This window comes from Saccharomonospora sp., from assembly GCF_027317685.1.
In the GTDB taxonomy this organism is placed as follows: Bacteria; Actinomycetota; Actinomycetes; order Mycobacteriales; family Pseudonocardiaceae; genus Saccharomonospora.
In genome coordinates this window covers 1-6195 of record NZ_DAHVQP010000061.1, presented here as the reverse complement: position 1 = coordinate 6195, position 6195 = coordinate 1, and the positions used below count along the sequence as shown (strand labels likewise).

The following is a 6195-nucleotide window of genomic DNA, read 5'->3' as shown; positions in this document are numbered from 1 at the left end:
CCGTGCACGGTGGTCGACGGCACGACCGTGGCACCGCCGCAACCAGCGGCCGGGCGGAGGTGACCCGAACATGCCGACTCCGTCATCCGTTCAACGCCGGCCCAGAGCCGCTCTCGCTACCTTCGCACTGATCATTTCGGTGGTGGTGGGCTCGCTGGCTGCCGAGGCAGCGGCTCTGCCGGCGACGCCGCCCACCAACACGTCCGGCGACATGTCCGGGCACAAGTCCAGCCGTTCTGTGTACACGTCGATGCCCACGGACCCGACGGCGGTCGTCCTCGGGAGCGAAGAGTTTCCGGCCCATGGCGACGGCACGGGCGACGACACCGCTGCCATCCAGGCGGCCATCGACGAGGCTTCACGCCGCGGCGGCGAGAACTGGCTGGGCAACATCGTCGGCGGTGCCCGCGGCGTCGACGTCGGCGACGGCGGTGGCCTCGTCTTCGTCCCCGAAGGTACGTACCGGATCACCGAGCGGATCAACATCCACGCATCGGTCCGGATCGTGGGATTCGGTGCATCCCGGCCCACGTTCTACGTAGCCCCCTCGACCCCCGCTTTCGCCCACGAGCCCGAGTTCGTCTTCGCCGCCGTCCGCCGACCCTGGTCCGAGGACGGCCCGATCACGTTCGGCAACAACGACACGTTCGGGACCGGCCTGGTCAACGTCGACATCGCCGTCGACGAGGGCAATCCTGGCGCGGTGGGGGTCCGGTTCGGGGGCGCTCAGATGTTCGTGCTGCAAGACGTCGACATCGACCTGGCCGACGGGTACGCAGGCATCGACCACAACGCCAACCTCATCCAGCGCGTCAACGTCCGCGGGGGCGAATTCGGGCTGCTCGCCTTCGCGGCCTCGCCCGGGTGGCAGACCTCGATTCTCGACACGACGTTCAGCGGTCAGGCGCAGGCAGCGATCAGGCTGCACACCGACGCCAAGCTCAGCATCATCCGCACCCGCGTGACCGACGTGCCCCACGCCATCGACACGATCCCGGAACAAAGCCAGCGGCTCTACGTCCAGGATTCGCTCTTCGAGGACGTCACCGGCCCGGTGATCAGCCTCAACGACAGCGACTCCATTCCCGCCCCGGACGAACCCGAGCTGGTGCGAGCGCAGAACCAGCTCAACGTCGTGAACACCGGAGTGGTCGACTCCGGTCCCCTCGTGCGGACATCGCCGAGCGGGGACACGTGGACGTTCCCGGCGCAGAGCTACCTGGTCAACGACGCGACCCTGGGACTGCGGGTCCACGACGCGCTCACGGACGAGGCGCGACGCAGCGACGGGGTCGTCATCGACGCCCAGTCACGTGCCGCGGCCTCGTTCGAGCACCTGCTCACCTCCGACATTCCGCTTCCGCCGGACGCCGACTCGTGGGTGAACATCGTCGAGTACGCCGCCGAGCACGACGTGACCGTGGGGACCGGAACCGCGGACGACCACGCCATCTTCCAGCAGGCCCTGAATGAGCACGACACCGTCTACGTGCCGATGGGCGAGTACCTGCTCTCCGACACGTTGCGGCTGCGCCCGCAGAACAACCTGATCGGCCTGCATCCCAGGCAGACCTGGCTGACCATCCCCGACGAATCCCCCGCGTTCGGCGACCCCGACAACCCACGAGCGATCGTGCACACGCCGCCCGGGGGACGGAACATCGTCTCCGGACTCGGGCTCGACACCGCTGCCACGAACCCCGGTTCGGTCCAGGTGCACTGGCAATCGGGGGTGCACAGTCACCTCTCCGACATCGCGACGCAGTTCGTCAAGTGGGCGCCGGAGGAGACCCAGCCCGGCGATCCGGGCCCCGGCGACCCAGGCTATGAGTTCCGCGGCGACTACAAATACAACTTCTGGATCGACGGTGGCGGCGGGTCGTTCGTCAACCTGTGGTCGGTCGCCGGCTGGTCGGACAACGGGTTCCTGGTGGAGAACACGTCCGTGCCCGGGCGGGTGTACGAGATCTCCGTCGAGCACCACCAACACCGCGAGATCGTCCTGCGCAACGTCCGGAACTGGGAGCTGCACGCCGCCCAGACCGAGGACCACATCTACGGCTGGCAGTCACAGGCCGTGGAGCTCGAGAACGTGCGCCACGTGCTCTTCGCCAACACCGTCTTCTTCCGCGTCGCCACCGTGCTCGGCCCCTACCCCTATGCGGTAGGGATCAAGGACTCCAGCGACGTCGTCATTCGGGGCACCCGCGGCTACCGCCCGACGAATGTCGAGAACACACGCTGGGGTGCGACCATCGCAGACGTCGAGACGGGTCACGAGGTGCCCGAGCTCGACGTCGCCTACCTCGACGTCGGCTCGCGCGGGCGTCCCGTACACCCGTCCGGTCTGTCGCTGACGGGGCCGGGCGAGGTCGCCGTGCTTCCCGGCGAGACGGCCACCATCGAACTCGAGTTGACCAACCACGAGCCCGGGCCGCTGCGGGACGTCACCGCCTCCGTCACGGCAGCCGGGATGGACGCCGCGGTCGACGTGCCCGATCGGATTCCCGGTGGACACAAGATTGCCGTCCCGGTCACCGTCTCGCCTGCGGCATCCGCGGCGCACGGCACCGTCGTCGAGGCCACGGTCACGGTCGAGTTCACGTACAAGGGGCGGTCGCAATCCCTGGATCGGCCCCTCACCGTGCGGGTCGGCGGAAAGAACCTCGCCGTCGGGGCTTCGGTATCGGCGTCCTCGGTGTTGTCCACCAACGCCGCGACCTACGCCGTCGACGGTGCGACGACCGGCGGCCGGTGGATCTCGGGCAGGGGTGACCCGACGCCGACGCTGACCATCGACCTGGGTTCGCCTGCCACGCTCCACCGCGCGGTGCTCTATAGCGGCGTATCCGGTTCGGATGCGTTGCGCGTCGAAGCCTTCGAGGTCGAGGGGCTAGTCGACGGCACGTGGACCTTGCTCGGCGAAGTGTCCGGCAACGCCGCGAGCCCGGTGAGTGTGCCGCTCACCGGGGCCGATGATGTCGACACGGTTCGGCTGCGTTTCACCACTCCCAGTCCGACCGACGAGCTCGCCCGCGTCTTCGAGATCGAGGTCTACGGAACCCGCTGACGCGGCCGACGCATCACCCGCCATACGCAGGCTCACATCGCCGTCGCAGATGCGCTGCGCGATTCGCCGACGATAGCGATGTCGGCCGGGGGCGGCAGCAGACGATCGGGATAAAGCCGCAGGCGATCATGGTTACGACCCCGCAAGAACGGGTGCTGGCCGGATATTGTGGCGGGGCTCACGGAGTGCGTCGAAGTCTAGCGCCAGCACTCCCGATGACGCTCGGCCCCGAGCACGATGATCAATGCAATCAAGCGGCGCATGGTTACGCCCACGCTCGTCGTGATGCGCCGCGAGTTCCGTGGATCCCAAGGCCCGTGTGACGGAACTATCGGTACAGGGCACTGACCCGGTTTTCGAGCGTTGTGCGAGCGGGCGGCGGCGCCGCACCCGAAGCTGATCTCGAACCCAAAGCGAGAGAACGATCGGTCACTCCGTAACGCAGGCGGAAGACGAGGACGTCTACAGCAACGCTCAGCCACTCCTCCGCCTTTCCAAGCGGAGGCGCGTGCCTAAGAGCGCTTGTGAACCAGAACGGCAGCACAGCGCCACTAGCTAGGGCGTCTTCCAAACGTGCACGGCAGTTTTGCTTGAGTTCGGTGAGTGCCGCGTCCCCTTTCAGGAGCTCGTCCTCAGCGGCGGCACGGCGTTGTTGGTCGGCGGCGAGAGCCCGATCAGCCTCCTCCGCTTTTGGCCGTTGGTGACGGACCTTCCGGGCGAGCGCTTCGACGCGCGCAGCCACTCGTTCGAACTCTTGGTCACGATCAATGTACGCGCGGTCACTGGCGTTGGCGTCAAGTACCTTCTGACACAAGTCGTGGAAGCTATCCGACTCGTTCTTATACCTCCACTCCAACGTCCTCATCTCCTCCACGGCATACTCCTGGGCCCTGGCGTACCGTGGTTCGGTGAATGATGCACGCCGCTTATCCGCCGCGTTGGCTCGGGCCACAAGCTCTGTCTCACTGTCGTCGATCGTGTCGAAGTTGGCGCGCGGCGCACCTGCCGATAGCGAGGTTGCCCGAAACTGCCGGTCCATCTCGGCGGCGAGGTCCTGGACATTCGAGCGTATGGCCGCTATGTCCTCCGCGACCTCGCTCGTTCGCTCTGCGGCTTCCCGCACGTGGGTATCATGCCGCTCATCGAGCTCGTCGATTCGGAGCGGGAGTTCCATTCGGAGTTTGTCGAGCTCACCCTTGACAGATTCGAGTTGATCGACCCTGTATTGCAGGCGGGCGATCTCGTCAACCGTACGCCTGCGAGCCAACTCGTCATTCATGCGGGGTCACCAACTGCTTCGCTTTTTTGATCGCGGTAGCGCCGAGGTAGGCACCGAATGCCGCCAGCCAGATGGGAAATGTCAGCACTACCACCCATGACGTCAGCGCCCCTAGCGCGGCGATGGTCGTGACGGCCGCGGTCGCTGCCATGACTGCGGCGGACACAGCGTGCCGCAATACGAGCTCCTTTTTTGGGTTCCAGGCCAGAACGCACAGCACCGCCTGGATCACCAGGCATGCGAGGGCTACGTCCCAGCGCATATGCTCGGCCAGCGTCAGAACGGTAAGCACTGCCGCCACCGCTGTGTGCGCTGTAAAGATGCCACTTCGAACACGCCTGAGGGGTTGCTCGTTTCGGCGGCGGTGAGCTACGCACAAGCGACGGCGCGCCGAAATCAGCGCCCGTGTCGTGTCTATGGTCTGCTTGTCCCAATCGATTGTCGGATCAGCGAGCACTCCGCTGTCGGGATCGGAAGGCTCGCGAGCGAGATACGAACGCAGTTGGGATTCCAGCTGCTCGACCTCCGCCTCAATGGGTTCCGGATCGGGGGCCTCGACGTGGATACGCATAAGACTCCTTCGCTGACTCGACAGCATGATCAAATCAGCGTGTCACCAGCGTCCGACAACGTCGATCCACCGTCCACTTTCCGACTACCGGTCAGGTGCGCTCGGCATACCTGACTGTCCGCAACCGAGCCGGTCGAACTGGGCGGCGATGATCTAGGTTGGGGTGAGTTTGACGCGCAGAGCGCCTGACCGAGCCACCCAATCCGGATCTCCGGGGACCCGGCCGGTTCACCCGCCTCTCCTAGGAAAGGGCGGCTACATCACGGACTGTTGACCTGGCGTCTCAATGTGGCCTGGCCACGATCCCATGGAGCCGCAATTCGGTTGCTGCCAGCTCTGCCAGTACATGAGGATCGATCCGCGTCGTTCTGAGCTCACCCAGCCCGTCACCTTCTTGGCCGGCGCCTCTGCCTTGGCCTGCCCACCGACGATCGGACCATCGATGCCTTCTGTGCAGATCCGCCCTTACAACGACGCCGACGCCCAGAGCTGGCTGCGGTGCCGGCTGCTGAGCTTCTTTCCCACCCAGTACTACGACGACGTCGTCATCGAGCGGCCCAACCTCGACGAGCCGTCAATCCGGCTCGTGGGCGTCATCGGCGCCGACGTCGTCGGGATCCTCGATGTCAGCATCAGTGACGACGCCGCAACGATCGAAACGGTGGCTGTCCTGCCTGAGCATGCCCGCACAGGCACAGCCACTCGGCTGCTGCACGCCGCGCTCCCGGAGCTCCGCCGACGCAAAGTCCGAACTCTGGACGCGTGGACTAGGGAAGACCCGGCGGCGAACGCTTGGTATCAAGCGAACGGTTTCGACGAACGGTTCGACTACCTGCACGTGTACAAGGAACCGGATGAAGACAACACCGCATTCGCGGCTCCCGAAGGGGTCAGGCCCGTGCGTGTGTTCGCTCATGCGCCGATCGAGCTAGAAGCCCACATGCGCGCCCGGTTCCGCCGGGTCTACGTGTGTCGGCAATACATTCTTGACCTCAAGGGCGCAGCACCTAGCACTGCAGATTACGCACAGCGCAGGCGTAACGGATAACGGAGACGCCGGACCGCCGCGAATTAGGTGGCGTCAATGCTGGATCAGGCCGCCGACCGGAACGGGTGCGACATGGCCGGTCGCCAGGGCGGTCTACGCCAAGGCGAGGCCGATATCGATGAGCGATGATCGGCGGAGGAAGGCGACATCGGGGATCGGAGTCCGCACCGATTCCGCGATGTCGCCGTTCGGCTCGGGCCGGAGTCGGCCGCGGGTGATACGGACCT

Annotated in this window: 4 protein-coding genes; 2 read left to right on the top strand and 2 right to left on the bottom strand. The window is 65.8% G+C overall.

Annotation, left to right across the window (positions count from 1 at the left end; translation table 11 throughout):
- Positions 1 to 70: 70 nt before the first annotated feature.
- Positions 71 to 3070, top strand: a complete 3000-nt coding sequence (locus M7H19_RS07545) for a glycosyl hydrolase family 28-related protein (protein WP_298178764.1) — start codon at positions 71 to 73, stop codon at positions 3068 to 3070.
- A gap of 328 nt (positions 3071 to 3398) precedes the next feature.
- Here M7H19_RS07545 and M7H19_RS07540 read toward each other — a convergent pair whose 3' ends face one another.
- Together M7H19_RS07540 and M7H19_RS07535 are read right to left on the bottom strand one after the other, a co-directional pair.
- Complete coding sequence (locus M7H19_RS07540; RefSeq protein ID WP_298178761.1) at positions 3399 to 4349, bottom strand: hypothetical protein; 951 nt, start codon at positions 4347 to 4349, stop codon at positions 3399 to 3401.
- Positions 4342 to 4920, bottom strand: a complete 579-nt coding sequence (locus tag M7H19_RS07535) for a hypothetical protein (RefSeq protein ID WP_298178759.1) — start codon at positions 4918 to 4920, stop codon at positions 4342 to 4344. The genes M7H19_RS07540 and M7H19_RS07535 overlap by 8 nt, the downstream gene beginning before the upstream one ends.
- A gap of 307 nt (positions 4921 to 5227) precedes the next feature.
- Between M7H19_RS07535 and M7H19_RS07530 the strand changes: the two genes are divergently transcribed.
- Complete coding sequence (locus M7H19_RS07530; protein WP_298178757.1) at positions 5228 to 5968, top strand: GNAT family N-acetyltransferase; 741 nt, start codon at positions 5228 to 5230, stop codon at positions 5966 to 5968.
- The last annotated feature ends 227 nt before the right edge of the window (positions 5969 to 6195 follow it).